15 protein-coding genes and 1 pseudogene are annotated in these 16408 nt (G+C 70.3%); 3 read left to right on the top strand and 13 right to left on the bottom strand.

What is annotated here, in order from left to right:
* Nucleotides 1–18: 18 nt before the first annotated feature.
* The 5 genes and pseudogenes from ACEN9G_RS25705 to ACEN9G_RS25725 all read right to left on the bottom strand — a co-directional run bounded on the left by ACEN9G_RS25705 (nt 19) and on the right by ACEN9G_RS25725 (nt 3204).
* The gene (locus ACEN9G_RS25705) at nt 19–417 is read right to left on the bottom strand and encodes a putative zinc-binding protein (protein ID WP_483127164.1); all 399 of its coding nucleotides are present in this window, start codon (nt 415–417) and stop codon (nt 19–21) included.
* Nucleotides 418–435: 18 nt separating this feature from the next.
* Nucleotides 436–831 (bottom strand): annotated as a pseudogene (ubiT, locus tag ACEN9G_RS25710) (ubiquinone anaerobic biosynthesis accessory factor UbiT); the annotation flags it as partial.
* On the bottom strand, nt 828–1715 hold the full coding sequence (gene ubiV / locus ACEN9G_RS25715; RefSeq protein WP_483127165.1) for a ubiquinone anaerobic biosynthesis protein UbiV: 888 nt from the start codon (nt 1713–1715) through the stop codon (nt 828–830). The gene ubiV and the pseudogene ubiT, both read right to left, overlap by 4 nt.
* Nucleotides 1716–1735: 20 nt before the next feature.
* On the bottom strand, nt 1736–2746 hold the full coding sequence (ubiU, locus tag ACEN9G_RS25720; protein ID WP_483127166.1) for a ubiquinone anaerobic biosynthesis protein UbiU: 1011 nt from the start codon (nt 2744–2746) through the stop codon (nt 1736–1738).
* A 65-nt stretch (nt 2747–2811) separates the two neighbouring features.
* The gene (locus ACEN9G_RS25725) at nt 2812–3204 is read right to left on the bottom strand and encodes a ribonucleotide reductase subunit alpha (RefSeq protein ID WP_413345504.1); all 393 of its coding nucleotides are present in this window, start codon (nt 3202–3204) and stop codon (nt 2812–2814) included.
* 166 nt (nt 3205–3370) lie between these two features.
* On the opposite strand from ACEN9G_RS25725, the gene ACEN9G_RS25730 reads away from it, so the two are divergent.
* Nucleotides 3371–4042 carry a Crp/Fnr family transcriptional regulator gene (locus ACEN9G_RS25730; RefSeq protein WP_413345502.1) on the top strand — a complete coding sequence of 224 codons (672 nt, stop codon included), beginning with the start codon at nt 3371–3373 and terminating at the stop codon, nt 4040–4042.
* On the opposite strand, the gene ACEN9G_RS25735 is transcribed toward ACEN9G_RS25730, so the two are convergent.
* From ACEN9G_RS25735 to ACEN9G_RS25750, 4 genes are read right to left on the bottom strand one after another with little or no spacing between them, the layout of a single operon-like run.
* Nucleotides 4030–5133 (bottom strand): acetate/propionate family kinase, encoded by a 1104-nt coding sequence (locus tag ACEN9G_RS25735; RefSeq protein WP_483127167.1) that lies wholly within the window; start codon nt 5131–5133, stop codon nt 4030–4032. The two genes, ACEN9G_RS25730 and ACEN9G_RS25735, sit on opposite strands and share 13 nt — an antisense overlap.
* Nucleotides 5130–6536, bottom strand: a complete 1407-nt coding sequence (locus tag ACEN9G_RS25740) for a bifunctional enoyl-CoA hydratase/phosphate acetyltransferase (RefSeq protein WP_483127168.1) — start codon at nt 6534–6536, stop codon at nt 5130–5132. Before ACEN9G_RS25740 ends, ACEN9G_RS25735 begins: the two co-directional genes overlap by 4 nt.
* Nucleotides 6537–6539: 3 nt before the next feature.
* Complete coding sequence (fabI, locus tag ACEN9G_RS25745; RefSeq protein ID WP_413346180.1) at nt 6540–7301, bottom strand: enoyl-ACP reductase FabI; 762 nt, start codon at nt 7299–7301, stop codon at nt 6540–6542.
* Nucleotides 7302–7335: 34 nt separating this feature from the next.
* Nucleotides 7336–9075 (bottom strand): PHA/PHB synthase family protein, encoded by a 1740-nt coding sequence (locus ACEN9G_RS25750; protein WP_483127169.1) that lies wholly within the window; start codon nt 9073–9075, stop codon nt 7336–7338.
* A 197-nt stretch (nt 9076–9272) separates the two neighbouring features.
* Between ACEN9G_RS25750 and ACEN9G_RS25755 the strand changes: the two genes are divergently transcribed.
* Entirely contained in the window at nt 9273–11444 is a 2172-nt protein-coding gene (locus ACEN9G_RS25755) for a phosphocholine-specific phospholipase C (protein WP_413343938.1), read from the top strand.
* A gap of 13 nt (nt 11445–11457) precedes the next feature.
* Nucleotides 11458–12204 (top strand): PEP-CTERM sorting domain-containing protein, encoded by a 747-nt coding sequence (locus ACEN9G_RS25760; RefSeq protein WP_483127170.1) that lies wholly within the window; start codon nt 11458–11460, stop codon nt 12202–12204.
* On the opposite strand, the gene ACEN9G_RS25765 is transcribed toward ACEN9G_RS25760, so the two are convergent.
* The 4 genes from ACEN9G_RS25765 to ACEN9G_RS25780 are packed head-to-tail and all read right to left on the bottom strand — an operon-like array spanning nt 12115 to nt 16318.
* Nucleotides 12115–13365: a hypothetical protein gene (locus ACEN9G_RS25765; protein WP_495605469.1), complete on the bottom strand. Its 1251-nt coding sequence runs from the start codon at nt 13363–13365 to the stop codon at nt 12115–12117. The genes ACEN9G_RS25760 and ACEN9G_RS25765 overlap by 90 nt on opposite strands.
* The gene (locus ACEN9G_RS25770) at nt 13365–13580 is read right to left on the bottom strand and encodes a DUF2249 domain-containing protein (RefSeq protein ID WP_483127172.1); all 216 of its coding nucleotides are present in this window, start codon (nt 13578–13580) and stop codon (nt 13365–13367) included. Before ACEN9G_RS25770 ends, ACEN9G_RS25765 begins: the two co-directional genes overlap by 1 nt.
* Nucleotides 13577–13981: an RrF2 family transcriptional regulator gene (locus tag ACEN9G_RS25775; RefSeq protein WP_413385704.1), complete on the bottom strand. Its 405-nt coding sequence runs from the start codon at nt 13979–13981 to the stop codon at nt 13577–13579. The genes ACEN9G_RS25770 and ACEN9G_RS25775 overlap by 4 nt, the downstream gene beginning before the upstream one ends.
* A gap of 21 nt (nt 13982–14002) precedes the next feature.
* Nucleotides 14003–16318, bottom strand: coding sequence for a nitric-oxide reductase large subunit (locus ACEN9G_RS25780; protein ID WP_483127173.1), 2316 nt, complete (start codon nt 16316–16318; stop codon nt 14003–14005).
* Nucleotides 16319–16408 lie beyond the last annotated feature (90 nt).

Raw genomic sequence — 16408 nt, forward strand, 5'->3', positions numbered from 1 at the left:
AGGCCCGCCGGCCCCGCCTTAAACTGGTTGAAGCAATCGGCGTTCGGCCGCAAGCAGGGCCACGTCGTCCGCCACCTCGCGCGCGACGGCGGCCGCTTCGGCCGGGTCGAACCGTATGTGGTAGCGCTTGCGCACGCCATGTTCGGCCAGCTGGACATGCAGGTCCGGCGTCACGCCGTGGCGCGCGAGGCAGTGGCGCGCACATTCGAGCGGACAGCCGTCGATGGCGACGACGGGCCGCCCGGATTTCGCCAGCTTGACGAGCGACGGCACGTCGCCGCCCACGCCGGCGATGCACGACATCTCGGCGACTTCCTCCCGGTCGAGTTCCAGCGCGATGTGGTTGGCCATCTGCGCCGCGCTGGAACATCCGGAGCAGGAATAGACGAGGGGGAAAACGGTGCGGTCACGGCCCATCAGGTTCTCCTTTCAACGGTCGATGGCGTCCAGCGTGTTCTTGATGAGCAGTCCCAGTTCCGTGTCGCCTTCCATGACCAGGCGGCGGCTGAAGAACAGCGTGTCCGGGTCCTCGCGGCGCGTGGCCAGCAGGCCCAGGTCGTACAGGGTCGCGCCGATGACGACGTCCGGTGCCGTTTTCGACGTCACGGCCGCGAACGAGCGCCCGTTCCACGCGACGTCGAAGGCGACGCCCGCGTCCAGCACGGCCAGGCGCAGCCGCTTGCGCAGCAGTTGCGCGCGCGATTCGTCGTCCAGGTGGGGCTTCAGGCCGGCGTTCAGGCCCGCCGCGAACAGCCACGCGCCGGGCCGGCCGGGCAACCGGGACAGGACGTGGCGGACGGGCGCCGGCAGGCGGTAGGGGGATGCGTTCATGCGGCGACCTCCTCGAGGCCGGGGCGGCCGTGCCAGAAGCCGTTGCAGGCGGCGCCCGGCATCCACGCGCCCATGCGCTCGCGCGCGGCGGCCCCGGTCAGGGCGCCCGTCAGCACGCCGTGCACGCTGGCGACGATGTCCGCCATGTGGGCCGACTGCGGGCTGAGACGTACGACGCCCACGCCCAGTGCGCGCATGGCGGGCAGTACGTCGACGAGGTTGTAGACCTTCGCGGACTGGGTCTGGATGCCGTTCAGGACGAGGAACGGCTTGCCTTCCTGCGTGTTCAGCACGAGGCCGTCCGGGTGCTCCAGGCAGCTGAAGCGGCAATCGTCCTTGGGCAGGTTGCGGTGGCGCGCCGTGAAGCAGCGCGCGGAAAACGCGAGCGGCATGCGGCCGTAGGCGAACACCTCGGTCTCCACGCCGGCCGGCAGGGCGGCCTGCATGGCGGCGAGGCTGGCGGACGGCATTTCCAGCGGCGCGACCCAGCGCACGGCGCCGGCACGCGCGAGCACGGCCAGCGTGGCCGGGTTGTACACGTTCAGGTGGGGGCCGGCGACGAAGGGGCGGCCGTCGACGCAGTGGACGGCGCCCATGTCGTTGGCCTCGACGAGGAAGCGGCCGTTGCCGCCCACGCGGCGCAGGGTACTCAGGTCGGATGGCGATTCGATCAGCACCTGGGTGGACAGCACGACGTCCTTGCCGGCGCCGGCCAGCCGTTCGGCCAGGGTGAGCCAGTCGGAAGGACGCAGCTCGTGCCGGCGCGAGCAGACCGTTTCGCCGAGGTAGACGATGTCGACGGGCGTTTCCGCCATCGCATCGTAGAACGCGAACACCGTGTCGCGCGGCCAGTAGTATTGCAGGGGCCCGAGGGCAATCTTCATGATGGTCTTCCGGTGCGGGGTCATTTCCAGGGGCGGTGGTAGGCACCCAGCGTGTGCTGGCTGCCTTCGGCGACGTTGTCCAGGCTCGTCATCCACTCGCGCCGGACCGTGTAGCGGCCGTGTTCCGCGAGGCAGGCGTCGATCGCGGCGCGCCACACCTTCGTGACCTGGGCCACGTACGCGGGGCTGCGTTGGCGGCCTTCGATCTTGACGGCGCGCGCGCCCACCGCCGCGAGCTTCGGCAGGATCTCGAGCGTGTTCAGGCTCGCCGGTTCCTCGATCGCGTAATACGTCTCGCCGTCCACGTCGAAGCGGCCCTTGCACAAGGTGGGGTAGCCGGCCTGCTCGCCGTCGGCGTAGCGGTCGATCAGGACGTCGTACAGGCGCGCCTCCAGTGCGCGCGGCGTCCGCGTCCAGCGCACGGCCTTCGCGGGCGAGCACACGCCATGCGTGTTGGGCGATTCCCCGGTGGCGTACGACGACAGCTGGCAGCGGCCCTCGGCCATCACGCACAGGCTGCCGAAGCCGAACACTTCGATCTCGACGGGCGAATGCTCGATGACTTTTTCCGCCTGGGCCAGCGACAGCACGCGCGGCAGCACGGCGCGCGCGATGCCGAAGTGGCGGTGGTAGAAGGCGATGGCGTCGATGTTCGTCGCCGATCCCTGCACGGACAGGTGCAGCCGCAGCTGCGGATGCACGCGCGCCGCGTAGTCCATCAGGCCCGGGTCGGCCAGGATCACGGCGTCGATGCCGTGCGTGGCGGCGCGGTCGAGCGCGCGCCGCCACGGGCCGTCGCCGCCCGGCTGCGGATACGTGTTCAGGGCGAGGAAGACCTTGCGGTTGCGGTCGTGGGCATAGCGGATGCCTTCGGAGATGGCGCCTTCGGAGAAATTCAGGCCGGCGAAGTTGCGCGCGTTGGTCGCGTCGCGGAAGCCGAGGTAGACGCAGTCGGCGCCGTGGTCGATGGCGGCCTTGAGGGCCGGCAGGCTGCCGGCGGGACAAACGAGTTCGAGGGAGGGAGAGGTCATGGCGGGCGGGTGAACGGTAACGCATGGAGCATAATGACGCGCCGCCTCTCTCGCCTTGAACGGGTTCAAGCAAATCGCACGGCGTGTCCGTCCGGGTCGAACGCGAGGAACCGTTCGATGGCGCCGCGGTGCACGGCGTCGATCATCATCTTGAGGCCGCGGTCGATGCCGGACGCCTGCTGTTCCCCTGCCAGCGCCGCGACGAACACCATGTCCCACGGCTGGCCCGTCGCGCGCGACTCGTCGGCCAGCACGCCGAAATCCGCGAGCTCGTCGAGGCCCTTGTCGACGCACATCACGGGCGCCAATGCGCCGCCGCGGCCTTCCTCGAAGCGGCGCGCCTGGCCCGGCGTGTGCGCCTGCGGCAGTTCGGCGACCGCGAAGACGAACAGCAGGCGCTGCGCCTCGGGCTGGGCGCGCGCGGCGGCGAGGAAATCGGAAAAATTCGAGAGCTGCATGGGGAAATCCGTGACAAGGAGGAGGATGGTCCGATTGTAGGCGGCTTCCCCGCGCGCGTAAGTCGGCACGATGGAGGACGCCGCCTAGTTCTTCCGGACTATCCCGCGCGGCGCCCGACCGCGCGAGAATGGCGGCATCCCGACCATTTCATGACGTCCCGCGACCGTGGCCACCATCGACCCTTGCACCTTCCTGCGCCGCCTGCCGCTGTTTTCCGACCTCGGCGAGGAGGAGCTGCGCGCCGTCGGCGCCGCGGCCACCGAGCGGCACGTCGACCGCGGCCGCACCATCGTCGAGCGGGGCGACCCGTGCGAGGGGTTTCACTCGATCCTGTACGGCCAGGTCAAGCTGGCCTTCATCTCGCCGCAGGGCCAGGAAAAGGTCATCGAGATCCTCGGCCCCGGCAAGACGTTCGGCGAGGCGGTCATGTTCATGGAAAAGCCGTACTTCGTGACGGCGACGGCGCTGGAAGACTGCCTGCTGCTGCACGTGCGCAAGGAAGCCATCTTCGCCGAACTGGAACAGAGCCCGGCGTTCGCCCGGCGCATGCTGGCGGGGATGAGCCGGCGCCTGCACGGCCTCGTCGCCGATGTCGAGGCGTACACCCTGCACACGGGCGGCCAGCGCGTCGTCGGCTATCTGCTGAAGGATGCGCCCGAATCCGGCGCGACGGTGCGGCTTTCAGTCAGCAAGCGCCTCGTCGCGTCGCGCCTGAACATCACGCCCGAGTATTTTTCGCGCGTGCTGAACGATCTCACGCGGCGCGAACTCGTGCGCGTGGACGGGCGCGACATCGCGATCCTCGACGCGGACGGATTGCGCGCCTACGAGGGATAAGCGTCCGCGACCCGTTTCGTCTCGCGCGCGATCACGGCTTCCTCGTCGGCCGGCAGCGCCCACACGGCGACGGCGCTGTCCGGCGCGTGCAGGCGCGGGCCGTGGGTGGCGTTGGCGTCCGCGTCGAGGCGCACGCCCAGCCACGCGGCCTGCTCGCACACGCGGGCGCGGATGGCCGCCGCGTGTTCGCCGATGCCGCCCGTGAACACGAGCACGTCGAGGCCACCCGCGGCCGCGGCCAGGGATCCGAGTTCGCGCGCGATGCGGTAGACGAACACGTCGACCGCTTCGCGCGCGGCCGGGTCCAGGCTCGCGAGCAGGGTGCGCATGTCCCCGCTGATGCCGGAGATGCCCAACAGGCCGCTGTCGAGGTACAGCAGGCGTTCCAGCGCGTCCGGCGTCATCCGTTTTGCGCGCAGCAGGTGCAGCACGAGGCCGGGGTCGAGGGCGCCGCAGCGCGTGGCCATCGGCAGGCCGTCCAGCGCGGAAAAGCCCATCGACGTCGCGACGCTGCGGCTGTCGACCATGGCGCACATGCTGGCGCCGCTGCCCAGGTGGGCGACGACGACGCGGCCACGGGCGCGCGGTTCGATCGCGGGCAAGGTGTCGGCGATGTGGGTGTACGACAGGCCATGGAAACCGTAGCGCAGCATGTTCTCGTCCGCGAGCGCGCGCGGCAGGCCGTACAGGCGCGCGACCCGCGGGTTCCCGAGGTGGAACGCGGTGTCGAAGCAGGCGACCTGCGGCAGGCCCGGATGCAGGCGCGCCATCGCGTCCATGCCGGCCACGGTGTGCGGCTGGTGCAGCGGCGCGAGCGGGGCGAGGGCCTGCAGCTCCGCCAGCAGGGCCGGCGTGACGAGCGCCGGTCCCGCGTGATCGTTCCCGCCGTGGACGACGCGGTGGCCGATGGCCGCGAGCCGGGCCGGCGCGAGGTGGTTCTCGACCTGGCCGACGACGGCACGCAGTTGCGCGGGGCCGTGACCCGCCACCTGGCCGTGCGCCGTCGCGACGAGATCCGCGCCCCGTTCGACGTAGACGGCGTACTTGATGCTGGACGAGCCGGCGTTGATGCATGCATATCCCTTGCTCATGATGATCCGATCACGGCGAGACCTGTCGAGTGGCGCACGAGCAGGGACGCGAGCGCGCACGACGCGAGCCGGGCCAGCGGGCCGTCCGCGCGGCTGGTGAGCATGATGGGCACGCGCGCCCCGATCACGATGCCGGCCACCTGAGCTTCCGCCAGGTACTCCAGCTGCTTGGCCAGCATATTGCCCGCTTCCAGGTCGGGCACGACGAGGATGTCGGCCTGGCCGGCCACCGGGGACACGAACCCTTTCGTGCGCGCCGCTGCTTCCGATACGGCGAGGTCGAACGCCATCGGCCCGTCGAGGATCGCGCCCTCGATCTGGCCGCGGTCAGCCATCTTGCACAGCGCGGCCGCCTCGATGGTCGACGCGATCTTCGGATACACCGTCTCGAGCGCGGACAGGATCGCCACGCGCGGCGCCGCGATGCCCAGCGCGTGCGCCAGGTCGATCGCGTTGCGGACGATGTCGCGCTTGTCCTCCAGCGTCGGGTAGATGTTGATGGCGGCGTCCGTGAGGAGCAGGGGACGCGGATACGTGGGCACGTCCAGCGCGAACACGTGGCTGATGCGGCGGCCCGTGCGCAGGCCGGTGTCGCGGGCGACGACGGCATGCATCAATTCGTCCGTGTGCAGCGCGCCCTTCATGATGGCGCCGACCTCGCCCGTGCGCGCGAGCGCCACGGCGGCATCGGCGGCCGCGTGGCTGTGCGCGGTCGGCACGATGCGGTACGGCGCGAGGTCGACGTTCGCCAGCTCGGCCGCCTGGCGGATCTTCGCTTCCGGGCCGACGAGCACCGGCGTGATCAGGCCCTCGCGCGCCGCTTCGACGGCGCCCAGCAGCGACACCGTATCGACCGGGTGGACGACGGCGGTATGCACGCGCGGCGCATCCTGCGCGGCCGCCAGCAGCGCGCGGTAGCGGCTGCCGCGCTCGCGCAGGCGGACTTCCGGCAGCGCGATACGGGGCCGCGCGACCTTCTCGGCCGGCGCGATGACCTCCGCCGTGCCGCTCGCCACCTGCTGGCCGTGCTGGTTCGTCACCGTGCAGTCGAGCGTCACGCGGTGCTTGTCCGGATCGAGGCGGGCGACGGTGAGCAGCACGGTCACGGTGTCGCCCAGGCCCACGGGTTTCAGGAAGCGCAGCGACTGGCACAGGTAGATCGTGCCCGGGCCGGGCAGCTGGGTGCCGAGTACCGTGGAGATCAGGGCGCCGCTCCACATCCCGTGCGCGATCACTTCATGGAACATGCTGCTGCGCGCGTATTCCTCGTCCAGGTGGGCCGGATTGACGTCGCCCGACATGACGGCGAACAGTTCGATGTCGGCGCGGGTCAGCGTGCGGGCGAGGCTCGCGCTGTCGCCGACCTTCAGTTCGTCGAACGTGCGGTTGCTGATGGTGTCCATCGGTCACCCCAGCACGTGGTAGCCGGCGTCGACGTATTCGACGTTGCCCGTCACGAGGCGCGCGCCGTCGCTCGCCAGGAAGGCGGCGAACGCGCCCACGTCGTCGAGCCGGGCCAGCATGTGCTCGGGCGCGCGCGACCAGGCATCGTCGAGGAGCTCGTCGAAGTGTTCCAGGCCGGACGCGGCGCGCGTGCCCATCGGGCCCGGCGACACGGCGTTCACGCGGATGCGCCGGCTGCCCAGTTCCACCGCGAGCGCGCGCACCGACGCTTCCAGCGCCGCCTTCACGGGGCCCATCAGGTTGTAGTGGGGGACGACCTTCTCGCCGCCGTAGAACGTGAACGTCAGCAGGCAGCCGCCGTGCGGCATCAGCGGCTCCGCCAGTTTCGCGCAGCGGATGAAGGAATGGCACGACACGTCCATCGCCAGCGCGAAGCCTGCCGCCGAGCAGTCGACGACGCGGCCCTGCAAATCGTCCTTCGGTGCGTACGCGATCGCGTGGATGACGACATCGAGCGTGCCCCATTCGGTGCGCACCGCGTCGAACACGGCCTCGAGCTGGCCGGGCGCGCGCACGTCGCACGGCAGCACGAGCGGACAGCGCAGTGTTTCGGCCAGCGGGCGCACGTGGGGTTCGGCGGCGTCGTTCAGGTAGGTCACGGCCAGTTCGGCCCCGCACGCGGCCATCACGCGGGCGCAGCCCCAGGCGATGCTGCGGTCGTTGGCGATGCCGAGAATGAGCCCGCGCTTGCCGCGCAGGTCGATGAGAGCGTTCTGCATGGGATTCTCCAGTGAGGGTTCAGCGTTCCAGCACGTAGCGGCCGGGTGCGGGGCCGAGCGAGGCGCCCGGCGCGGGCGGCGCGGTGCGGCCCGTGCTGCCGGCTGCCAGCCAGTCGGCCCAGGCGGGCCACCACGAGCCGTCGCGCGCGGGCGTCGCGGCCAGCCAGTCGTCCGGGGCGACGTACGTGGCGCCGTCGCTGCGGCGCGCGAGGCGGTAGTGCCGGCCGCGGTGCCCCGGTTCGCTGACGATGCCCGCGTTATGGCCGCCGCTCGTGAGCACGAACGTGACGTCGGCGTCGGCCACGAGGTTGATCTTGTAGACGGACTTCCACGGCGCCACGTGGTCCGATTCGGTGGCGACGACGAACAGCGGCGCGCGGATGTCGGCCAGCGCCACGGGCCTGCCGTCGATGCGGTACCTACCCTCGAACAGGTCGTTCTTCAGGAACAGCCGGCGCAGGTATTCGCTGTGCATCCGGTACGGCATGCGCGTGGCGTCCGCGTTCCACGCCATCAGGTCGTTCATCGGCGGGCGCTGGCCGAGCAGGTAGTCGTTGACGATGCGCGACCACACGAGGTCGTTGGAGCGCAGCAGCTGGAAGGCGCCGGCCATCTGGCGCGTCTGCAGGTAGCCCTGGCGCCACATGATATCTTCCAAAAAATCCAGTTCGCTGTCGTCGATGAACAGCGACAGCTCGCCCGGCTCCGTGAAATCCGTCTGGGCGGCGAGCAGCGTGAGCGATTGCAGGCGCGCGTCGCGCCGGCCCGCCAGGTACGCGGCGGCGATCGCGAGCAGGGTGCCGCCCAGGCAGTAGCCGGCGGCGTTGACGCGCCGGTCGGGGACGATGGCGGTGACGGCATCGAGCGCGGCGAGCACGCCCAGGTGCAGGTAGTCGTCCATGCCGAGATCGCGGTCCGCGTCGCCCGGGTTGTGCCACGAGATCATGAAGACGGTGTGGCCGCGCCCGACGACGTAGTTCACGAGCGAATCGTGCGGCGACAGGTCGAGGATGTAGTACTTCATGATCCACGCGGGCACGATCAGCACGGGTTCCGCATGCACGTCGGCCGTCGCGGGTGCGTACTGGATCAGCTCCATCAGCCGGTTGCGCAGGACGACCCGGCCGGGCGTGACGGCCACCTGGCGGCCCGGCACGAAGTCTTCGGCGCCGGCCGGCTGGCGGCCCGTCAGCAGGCGCCACCAGTCGTCCGCGAAGTGCGCCGCCCCCTTCGAGAAATTCATGCCGCCCTGTTGCGCCGTGGCCTGCAGCACCTCGGGATTCGTCGCGACGTAGTTCACGGGCGACATCATGTCGAGCAGCTGGCGCGCGACGAACGATACGACCTGTTCGTGGTGCGGCGCGACGCCGCCGATGCCGGTCGTGACGTTGTGCCACCACTGCTGGTTGAGCAGGAAGCCTTGCTGGATCACGTTGAACGGCCACCGCTGCCACGCGGCGCCGTCGAAGCGGCGGTCCTGCGGCAATGGCTGGATGCAGGGTGCCGCCGGTCCGGCGGCGGCACGCGCGGCGTAGTCGCCGAAACGGCCGGCCTTGCGCAAGGCCTTGTCGCACAGCCGGGCCCATTTTCCCGGCGATTGCGCCAGGTGCAGGCTCCAGTCCATCCACGCGAGCGCCAGCGCGGCGGGCGAAATGCCGGACGTCATGCGGCCCAGGGCCGCGTGCAGCAGGCGGTCGGTCACGGTAGGCGGTTCGATGTCGGCCCAGGGGTCGGCCGGCGGCGGGTTGAACTTGTCCATGGGCCCACCTTACCGGTTTGATCGAGGTGAGATCGTTGATCCAGATCAAAACTTCGAAAAATTAACTTGTCATCAACATTTCATCATCGATGCCTACGCTGAAGCCTTGTTGAGCATGAGGTGTATTTCCAATAATTAACCTGGAACATTCAAATGCAATCTTTCGATCTCGCGTTTCCCGCGCCGATGGTGCACGCATGAGCCGCCGCGGCTTCCTCCGCACGCTGGCGCAGGCCGGCGGCGCCAGTGCCGTCCTCGCTTCCTTCCCGCCCGCGATCCAGAAGGCGCTGGCCCTGCCGGCCAACCAGCGCACCCGCAGCCTGCAGGACGTCGAGCACATCGTCGTGCTGACGCAGGAGAACCGCAGCTTCGACCATTATTTCGGCACGCTGGAAGGCGTGCGGGGATTCGGCGATCCGTTCCCGATTCCCGTGATGGACCGGCGGAACCTCTTCAACCGCAAGACGGTCTTCGTGCAGCAGACCGTCGGCGGCGCGCCGGTGCCGGGGCGTCCGAACTGGCCGCAGAGCCGCGCCATCGCGCCGTTCCGCCTGAATACCGTGCAGGATTTCCCGGTCATGCGCGTGGCCGGCACGCCGCACGCGTGGCTGGATGCGCAGCTGGCGTGGGACCACGGCCGCATGAACGACTGGTGTACCGTGAAGCAGAACCATGCGCTGGGCTATTACGCCGAGGCCGACGTGCCGTTCCAGTTCGCGCTCGCCCGCGCCTTCACGATCTGCGATCACTATCATTGCGCGACGCAGACCGGCACCAACACGAACCGCCTGTTCCTGTTCACCGGCCATAACGACCCGCTGGGCGCCGCGGGCGGTCCGTCGACCGACAACAGCCACGACGATTTCAATCCGGACCCGAACACCGACTACCGCTGGACGACGTATCCCGAGCGCCTGGAAGCGGCCGGGATCAGCTGGCAGGTCTACCAGAACATGGCGGACAACTTCACCGACAATTCGCTGGCCGGCTTCCGTTCGTTCCGCAACGCGTGGTACCAGCGGCCGGGCTATTCGCCGTCGCTGCGCAGCCGCGGCGTGAGCACGCGCGATCTCGACCTGCTGAAGGCGGACGTGCTGGCCAACCGGCTGCCGCAGGTGAGCTGGGTCGTCGCCACCGCCGAAGGGTCCGAGCACCCGGGGCCATCGAGCCCCGCGTCGGGCGCCGACTACATCGCGCGGGTGCTCGATGCGCTGACGGCCAATCCGGAGAGCTGGAGCAAGACGGTCTTCATCATCAACTTCGACGAGAACGACGGTTTCTTCGACCACATGCCGCCGCCGGCCGTCCCGTCGTACACGACGTACAGCCCCGATCCGGCGCAGGCCCGGCTCGCGGGCGCATCGACCGTCGACACGACCGGCGAATACCACCACATCCTCAACGGCGCCGACGCGCGCACCTTGCACCGTCCGTATGGCCTGGGTCCGCGCGTGCCGCTGTACGTCATCTCGCCGTGGACGAAGGGCGGCTGGGTCAATTCGCAGGTGTTCGACCACTCGTCGATCGTCCGCTTCATCGAGGCGCGCTTCGGCGTGCGCGAGCCGCTCATCAGCCCGTGGCGGCGTGCCGTGAGCGGCAACCTGCTGTCCTGCTTCGATTTCGTGAACCCGAACGACAGCGCGGCCGCCTTGCCCGATACGGCCGCGCGGCGCGCGCTGGCGCTGAGCCTGGGCAGCACCAAGGTCCCGGCGATCCCGACGGCCCTGTCGGCCCCCGTGCAGGCCGCCGGCGTGCGGCCGGCCCGTGCGCTGCCGTACGAATTGCAGGTGCAGGCGCAGGTGTCCGCGACCGGCGGCCTGGTCGATCTCACGTTCGAGAATGCCGGTGAAGCCGGTGCCGTGTTCCACGTGTACGACCGCCTGGCCCTGGACCAGGTCCCGCGCCGCTACACGGTCGAAGCGGGCAAGCAGTTGACGGGCCGCTGGACGACGGGCGCCGGCTACGACCTGTGGGTGCTGGGACCGAACGGCTTCCACCGCCATGTCGCGGGCGACGTGCGCCGCACCGCGGACGCCCCGTTGCCGGAAGTGGTCGTGCGCGCCGACCGCCGGGCCGGAGAGCTCGTCGTCGACTTCGTGAACAACGGCGGCCAGCCATGCACCTTCCAGCTCATCGCCAACAAGTACACGACGATGCGGATCCCCGACGTGCGCGTGCCCGCGCGCTCGCGCAGCACGTTGCGCCTGTCGCTGGCGCAGACCGCCAACTGGTACGACTACGCGGCGCGTGTCAACGGCATGCCGGGCTGGCTGCGGCGCTTCGCCGGCCACCTGGAAAACGGCCTGCCGTCGATCAGCGATCCGGCGATGCGGGGCGCGGCGCAACTCGACCAGTATCGTATCGTTTGATCAGGAGATGTCCATGCATGTTCGCTTCCTCATGGCCGCCGCGCTGCTCGCGGCGGCATGCAACGGCCAGGCCGCCGTCGTCTACGGCAGCAACCTCGTCGTCAACGGCGATGCCGAAGCCGGCCTCGCCGGCTGGACCGGCTACGCGGGCTACAGCGCGTTCCAGTCCGTGGACTACGGCAGCAACTGGGTGCTGCCCACGCAGCCGGGACCGGCGGACCGCGGCAACAGGATGTTCGCCGGGTTCGGCCAGTATGCCGTCGGCTGGCAGACGCTGGACTTCGGCACGGCGACGTCCGGCACGATCGCCTATTCGCTGACCGGCTGGCTCGGCGGCTGGCAGGACCAGGGCGACAACGCGCTGTTCTACGTGCAGTTCCTCGACGAATTCGACAACGAAGTCGGGAACTCGGTGCTCGGCCCCGTGACGCCGCAGGACCGCAACGACCAGACCGGCCTGATGTTCCGCGAGACCGACGGTTTCGTGCCGACGGGCACCCGCAAGCTGTCGTTCTGGCTGTCGATGGAGCGGCTCGTCTCGGGCGACAACGATGGCTATGCGGACAACCTGTCGTTCGTCCTGCGGGCGCCGCCGGCGGGCGACGTGCCGGAACCCGGCATGGCGGCGGTGTTCGCGCTGGGCCTCGGCATGCTGGGCTGGTCGCGCCGGTCAAGACGCCCAGCGATGCCGCAGCACGGGCGCCGCGAGGTCGAGCCCCAGCCGCAGGCAGGCCAGGGCCAGCAACAGGCCGCCGGCTGACGCCAGGGGCGGCACCGCGCACGCGGCGAGCAGCACCGCGACGGCCGCGGCGTGCCAGCGGCATTGCGTGCGCAGGCGGCTCGGGGCGATGAGTTCCGCGAACTTCGGCACCGGCACGTGCGGCGGCAGGCCGGCGCGCAGGTGGTGCCACACGAGGAACGGGACGATCCGGTACAGCATGCCGTTCACGGCTGACATCGCGCAGCCCGCGAGGAAGCAGACGCCGACGAGGGCGTCCGATGCGCCGCCCGGCCAGGCGAACAGCCACGCGGCTCCGGTCAGCGCCGCGAGCGACAGCAGCCAGTAGGGCGTGCCGGCCGCCGTGCGCGTGCGTTTGCGCCGCAGCAGCAGGGAAGCGGCCAGGCCGGCATAGGCGGTGACGAGCGCGGCGCCGGCCAGCGCGGGCACGGTGCGCCAGGGCGCGTCCAGCCAGCGGCCCGCGATCCATCCGGCCGATGCGAGCAGCACCAGCGGCACCAGCACGCGTGCTGCGAGCGGCGGAAACGGGTCGGTCGCCTGGAACATCGGGATCACCTGGAACGACACGGCCATCACGAGCGGCACCACCCAGCCGGCCAGGCCCAGCGCCGCGTGGGTGTCGACCAGCGGCAGCACGGGGACGGCCGGGCCGCCCGCGAGCCAGCCGGCGAGGAGCAGGCCGGCCACGACGCACGCCAGCAGCGCCGCGACGGCGGCGCGCATGCCGCCGGCGATGTGGGCGGTGGCCGCCGCGGCGCGGGTCCGTTGCCACAGCGAGGGCAGCAGGCAGGCCAGCAGCACACCGAACGCCGCCAGCAGCACGGCGCCCGCCAGCGCGAACAACAGGGGATGCCCGGACAGGAACGCGGCCGCGAGCAGCGCCGCGCCGGCACCCAGCAGCGGGCAGCTCCAGGCGGCGACGCTGGACGTCCCGCGCAGCGGCAGGCCGGCCACGGCGGGCACCATCTGCAGCAGCGAGCCGGCCATCGTCATCGTCAGGAAGCCCAGCGTGACGAGGTGTACGGCGGCCAGCGCCGGCGCGGCCGTGTTCGCGTCGCGCTGGTCCGCGCCGTGCCACGCGACGACGACGCCCGCCGCCACCCCGAACCACGGCGCCGCGAGCAGGAACGCGAGCGGCACGGCGGGCGGCGGGAGGCGGGTAGTGTCGACGGCGCGCCGCATCAGGCGTTCCGCGCGATGGTCACGAGGCAGCCGTCGTCCTGCCACTCGGATTGCCAGCGGTAGCCGGTGCGTGCGAGGATGCCGTACAGCGGGTGCGGCTCGCGCGCCAGCAGCACGCGCAGCCGCGCGCCGTCGGGGAGGGCATCGAGCGCGGCCAGCACGCGCTCCATGGGTTCGGGGGCGGGCAGGGCCCGCAGGTCGAGAAGATCGTTCATGATGGTGCGATGAGGCTGGACAGCGCAATGCCGTCCAGCGACTCGAGAAAACAGGCCGTCGCGCGGCACAGCGCCCCTTTCAGCACGCACGCCGGCGCGAGCGGGCACGCGCGGGCGCGGCCGTCCAGGCAGGCGACGAGGTTGAAATCGCGCTCGGTGTGGCGCACGACGTCGCCCACGGTGATGTCCGCGGGCGCGCGGGCGAGGCGGATGCCGCCGCAGCGGCCCCGCACGGTCTCCACGAACCCGGCATGTCCCAGCTCGTTCACGATCTTCGTCAGGTGATGATGCGAGATCCCGTGCAGGGCGGCCACCTCGCCGGTGGTGGCGAGGCGACCGCCGTTGGCGCCCAGGTACATCAGGACGCGCAGGGCATAGTCGGTATGTTCGGTGAGACGCATGTCCGCTCCGGCGCCCGTGGTTCAGGCCTTGGTGGAAACGCGGGCCTTGGCGGCGGGCCGGCCGGCGATCTCGATCGGCACCTCCACCGGGACCGTGGCCGGGCGGGCCGGACGGCGCATCACCCGCAGCACGAACAGCGCGAGGAACAGGGTGCCCAGCGCGAACACGATGTCGCCCGGCACGCGCAGCCACACCATGTTCTCCATGAACGGGGAGTGGATCACTTCCGGCGAGCGCGCGAACCACATGCCCTTCGAGATGCTGGCCCAGGCCTGGTAGATGCCGGCCGGGACGAGCGCCATGAACACCATCATCGCGAGGCCGATGTTCAGCAGCCAGAACATCGGCTTGAGGAGGGCGTCCGACCAGGCCAGGCGGTCCGTCAGGCCGCGCAGGCAGAACAGCATCAGGCCCACGCCCAGCATGCCGTACACGCCGAACAGCGCGGCGTGGCCGTGCGCGGCCGTCATGTTCAGGCCCTGCATGTAGTACAGCGCGATCGGGGTGTTGATCGAGAAGCCCAGCAGGCCCGCGCCGACGGTGTTCCAGAAGCCGACGGCGATGAAGCACAGGATCGCCCAGCGGTAGCTCGCCACCCACGGCGCGGCCTTCATGCGCTGGTAGTTGCGGTAGGCCTCGATGCCGATCATCGACAGCGGCACCACTTCCAGCGCCGAGAACATGGCGCCGATCGCGATCACGGCCGTCGGCGTGCCGGTGAAATACAGGTGGTGCAGGGTGCCGAGGATGCCGCCGAACAGGAACACGATGGTCTCCAGCACGATGGCGGCGTTGGCGCTGGCCGCGCGGATCAGGCCCAGGCGGGTAAACAGCAGGGCGATGACGGCCGTGGCGAACACCTCGAAGAAGCCTTCGACCCACAGGTGCACGAGCCACCACCTCCAGTACTCGACCATGGCGTAGTGCGTATGCTGGCCCCAGGTCAGCGACGTGGCGTAGAAGCCGCCGATGCAGACGGCCGCGAGGAACACCATGGCGATCAGGCCGCGGCTCTCGGACGGCTTGCGCAGCGCGGGCCACAGGCCGCGGCCCAGCAGGAAGGCCCAGAACAGCAGGCCGACGAACAGCAGGTATTGCCACACGCGGCCCATGCTGGTGAATTCCAGGCCCTGGTTGCCGAGCCAGAAGCTGAAGTCGACGCCGCGGTGCTGCAGCGTGCCGAGCCAGCCGCACGCGGTCGAGCCGGCGACGATGAACAGCAGCGCGTAGAACAGCACGTTCACGCCCAGCGCCTGGAACTTCGGCTCATGGCCGGAGATGGCGGGCGCGATGTACAGGCCCGTCGCGAGCCACGCGGTGGCGATCCACAGCACGGCGAACTGGGTGTGGATCGTGCGGCTGATCGTGAACGGCAGGATGTCGCCCAGCGGGATGCCGAAGAAGCTGTGGCCTTCGACCGAGTAGTGCGCGGTGATCACGCCCATGCCGACCTGGGCGAGGATCAGCGCGACGACGACGGCGAAGTACTTGCGCGTGGCCTTCATCGACGGCGTGGCCTTCAGCTTGAACAGCGGATCGTCCTTGGGCGGCTTCGGATCGGCTTCTTCTGGCTGCGTGGAGTGGAAGAACACCATGCCGGCGATGGCGCCGATCATGACGATGATGCTGGCGACCGACCAGATGCCGGCGCCGGCCGTCGGGGTGTTGCCGACGAGGGGCTCGTGCGGCCAGTTGCTCGTGTACGACAGCGCGGTTTCGCCCGGACGGTCGGTGGCGGCCGCCCAGGACGACCAGAAGAAGAAGCCGGTCAGCGCGGTGCGGTCGTCCGCGGCGGGCAGGGAGCCGGCGCTCATCGCGTACTGCTCGCGCAGCTTGTCGAGCTTCGGATCGGTGCCGAACAGGCCCGCGTAATGGCTGGCGACGGCCGCGATGGCGGCGGTGCGCTCGGCGCTCAAGGTCAGGGTGCCGGTGGCGGCGTCGTACGTGTTGCGGCGCAGGGCGTCCTTGACGAGGGCGTCGATGCCGCCCCGTGCGGCCGCATCCAGCTGCGCGTACGGCTTGCCGTGGCCGCGCTGCGCGAGTTCGTCCTGCAGGGCGACGGCTTCGCGGTGCAGCCAGTCGGCCGACCAGTCGGGGGCGACGTAGCTGCCGTGGCCCCATACGGTGCCCAGCTGCTGGCCGCCGGCGGCGAGCCAGGCCTGCTGGCCCCGTGTGATCTGGTCGCCCGTCCAGATGACGTGGCCTTGTTGGTCGAGGACTTGCGCGGGGATCGGCGGGGCCTTCAGGTAGATCTCCCGGCCCACGAACAACAGCGTGCCGAAGGAGAGTACGCAGATGATCGCCAGCCAGGTCCATAGTCTGCGTGTAGCGTGCATGGCTTGTGTTCCTTCACTGTGATTGATCGGTGGCGCAGCGGGGCGCCTGGACCGCATTGTGCGGCGAAACACCGCAATAGTTGCATCGCA

It is taken from the genome of Massilia sp. Masssp94, assembly GCF_059491305.1.